Source organism: Eudoraea sp. (assembly GCF_049665975.1).
Classification (GTDB): Bacteria; Bacteroidota; Bacteroidia; order Flavobacteriales; family Flavobacteriaceae; genus Eudoraea.
In genome coordinates, this window is sequence record NZ_JBATGR010000342.1 from 1 (window position 1) to 2,154 (window position 2,154).

Sequence of the window (2,154 nt, forward strand, 5' to 3'; positions counted from 1 at the left end):
GTATTAAGTATTATGATCCTCATAGGCATCCCCATTGGCTTATTCCTGATAGCTGTCTTTATTTTTAGCGTTCTGTTTGGACATTTAGTCGGGGCTTTATTGCTGACCTACTATTTAGAAAAACGCAATGGCCAACCCTTGGGATATTGGAAAACCTCGTTCATAGCCTTGGCCTTTGCTATTGTGATACGATTATTGACTTTTATCCCCCTATTGGGAAGTCTAATTGCATTCCTGGTAATGGCAATTGCCTACGGTTTATTGGCCTATACACTATGGCAAAGAAGAAATCAAAAAAACATAAAATTAGTTGAAGAATGATAGCATCTAAAGTAATTTGTAAAGATGTTTCCATTTTACTTGATGGTATTGTCCTAAAAGGAAATCTGGGCATTCCCAAAGTAAACCACTTGTTCGAAGAACCTCGAAAATTGCAGGAAGTAGCTGAAATTTCTGCCAAATGGTTTAGGGTGCATTTATTGAACGAAAAAATATAATCCATGTTCGAAGATAGAATCGATGCCGGAATACAATTGGCAGAAAAATTAATGAAGTTTAAAAATGAAAATGTGGTAGTGCTAGCTGTTCCCGGGGGTGGACTGCCCATTGGAGTTATAGTGGCTAAGGCTCTAAATACGCTCTAAACTATTTGTCTTCTTGTACCCTATAATTTTCAAGCAGTAGGGCAATTCTATAAAAAGTTCGAACAGCTGTCCGATGAAGAAGCCATTTCCTGGTTAGAACAAAAAACCATTGCCGACCCAAAATAAAAGAATGTACTATTCAGAGAATGTTTTGAAAGCTATCAATTATTGAATCCGATAGTAACAGTCGCATTGCCCTCCCCTGCCATAAGCATTATGGCTATTTTTCCTTTTTCGGCGGCAAGGTGGCCTCCCGTTCCGGCGGTAGTTGTAAAATTAATTTTGAAACCTTCACTTTCCAGGGTTTCCTTATACTCCTGGAGGGCATTAGCAGGAACATTTTCGAAAATAACGACCCAGTTCTTGGCTTCATCAACTTCTTGTGTAGTAACACCTATAACATCACCGTATTTAAATTCCGGTACTTCGCTGGGAGCTTCTTTGGGCCAGCTATTCATAGTTGCATCAGTGGTAAATGTACCTTCATCAGTCTTTATCACCACTTTCTCATCATCGATATCTACCTCTGCATCATCACCTAAAGACTTTTCTATGATCTTCTCACTGGTCTTTTCACTTGTTCTCTTACATGATTGAAATACAATTGATAAGCTTATCAGGCATACTAACATCATCACAAAATTGAAATATAAGTTATTGCATATTTTCATCGGATTTTATTTTTTGAATTAGAATAAATACTTATTGTTTTTCCCATTGCGCTTCAGGCATTGGGAACAAAATCAAAATTAGAATACGCAAAACTCCTTTACAATGATATAGGTCATCATCAGCAGATTGATTGATTGATATCACATCACAGTCAGGCAACCTTTAAGAAAGTCTTTTTATTTTACAAGAATAATTGAGCCCAATTCGTAGATTTATCTAATGTTAAGAAGTCTCTTTTGCTAAATTATATCTAAAAAATTATACGGATTTCATTTTAAGAAGAGAAAAGTTTAATCGTCCATTTGACAGCAATATTATTCCAGCTCTTTAATCATGATATTTCTGAAAGAGACCTCTCCCGGATGATCCTGAAAACAAATATGTCCTTTTGAGAATCTTCCAAAATCATACCAACGGGCATCCCCCAAATATTCCGAATCTTCCGATTTAGACTTATTAAACTTGCTCTTTTTTAGCATAGCTTCCCATTCGGGTCCTTGAAGTGGAAATGAATTAATCAGAACATCATTGAGGATTACCTCCCCTCGATTGGCCTTGTAATCTATTTTAATGTGATAGGAATTCCATTCATTTGCAGGCTTGGCCACATCTAAAACCGAAGGAGCAGACAGATCATATAATGCCCCAACAAAATGCTTATGGGCTTCCAGATCCTCTGCAGCATTATTAATTTCCATATCTCCCCCCAGAGCTATTTTCGGGTTGTCATAAATTGCCGGATCTAAAATTTGAATTTCCTGTCCCGTTTGATAGGGATAATTATATTTCTTATCCTCGTTTACCCCCCACATAAAACCGCTATTGCCCCCCGGTATAA

Annotated in this window: 5 protein-coding genes; 3 read left to right on the plus strand and 2 right to left on the minus strand. The window is 37.2% G+C overall.

Annotated features, from left to right (window positions below; translation table 11 throughout):
* The 3 genes from WBN20_RS11860 to WBN20_RS11870 form a co-directional block, all read left to right on the plus strand.
* Positions 1 to 321: hypothetical protein (locus tag WBN20_RS11860; protein ID WP_424281832.1), on the plus strand; the 321-nt coding region annotated here is incomplete at its 5' end.
* Complete coding sequence (locus WBN20_RS11865; RefSeq protein ID WP_424281833.1) at positions 318 to 497, plus strand: hypothetical protein; 180 nt, start codon at positions 318 to 320, stop codon at positions 495 to 497. The genes WBN20_RS11860 and WBN20_RS11865, both read left to right, overlap by 4 nt.
* Positions 498 to 500: 3 nt before the next feature.
* On the plus strand, positions 501 to 644 hold the full coding sequence (locus tag WBN20_RS11870) for a hypothetical protein (protein ID WP_424281834.1): 144 nt from the start codon (positions 501 to 503) through the stop codon (positions 642 to 644).
* 161 nt (positions 645 to 805) lie between these two features.
* Here the strand turns inward: WBN20_RS11870 and WBN20_RS11875 are convergent, their stop codons facing one another.
* Positions 806 to 1,315: a hypothetical protein gene (locus WBN20_RS11875; protein ID WP_424281835.1), complete on the minus strand. Its 510-nt coding sequence runs from the start codon at positions 1,313 to 1,315 to the stop codon at positions 806 to 808.
* A 315-nt stretch (positions 1,316 to 1,630) separates the two neighbouring features.
* The coding region (locus WBN20_RS11880; protein WP_424281836.1) for a 3-keto-disaccharide hydrolase at positions 1,631 to 2,154 on the minus strand (524 nt) is incomplete at its 5' end.